This is a genomic window from Rhizobium sp. UBA1881 (assembly GCF_002338015.1).
In the GTDB taxonomy this organism is placed as follows: domain Bacteria; phylum Pseudomonadota; class Alphaproteobacteria; order Rhizobiales; family Rhizobiaceae; genus Rhizobium.
The window spans coordinates 2,425-3,196 of record NZ_DDHH01000145.1; the positions used below are offsets into that span (position 1 = coordinate 2,425).

Annotated in this window: 1 pseudogene; it reads right to left on the reverse strand. The window is 65.4% G+C overall.

The features are described 5' to 3' along the window. A pseudogene (locus B3605_RS17585) lies at positions 1–772 on the reverse strand (chemotaxis protein CheA); the annotation flags it as partial.

The following is a 772-nucleotide window of genomic DNA, read 5'->3' on the forward strand; positions in this document are numbered from 1 at the left end:
TCGGTCACCAACTCGATCACCTTGCCGGTTTCGCGGGCAAGATCGTGAACGAGGCGGCGGAACCGCGAAAACAGCGTCGCGACCGGCACCATGCGAAGCACCATCATCGTGTCGCGCAATTCGCCCGACAGGCGCTCGATTTCCTCAGACACCGAGCGCAGCGCGATATCGGCGCTGGCGCTCGCCAGCTGGCTGAGGCGCGACTGGGCGATAACGAGCTCGCCGACGCGGTCCATCAGTTCATCGAGACGCTCGGCCGGAACGCGAACGTTTTCGGCGGCCTTCGCCTGGCGCTGGTCGGCCTGTGCGGCGGTCTCGCGCTTGGCGGGAACCGCCTCGACGGGCTTGAACTCGGGTGTGGCGAGAACTGCAGGCGCAGCCGCGACGAGCGCTGCGACAACTGGCTCAGCCTTGACCTCTGACACGACGGCAACCGGTTCAGCCTTGGCTTCCGGGGCGGCAGGACCGGCGATCTCCTCGACCTCAAGCTCCATGTCGTCCATGACGAAGATGAACACGTCGTCAATCGCGGAGCGGTCCTGCGCGCTGGTGAGGATGACGTCCCAGGTGACGTAGAGATCGGTCGGAACCATCTCGTCGAGGACAGGAATGGCGGAGAGGTTGGCCTTGACGCTGCATTCGCCGAGGTCACGCAATTCGTCGAGCAGGCCGAGCGGATTGGTGCCGTTCGCCATCGAATTCGAGGGAAGGCTGAAGCGGATGCGCCAGGTGGTGGTCTTGGCAGCAGCAGCGGCGGGAGCGGCAACCGGGG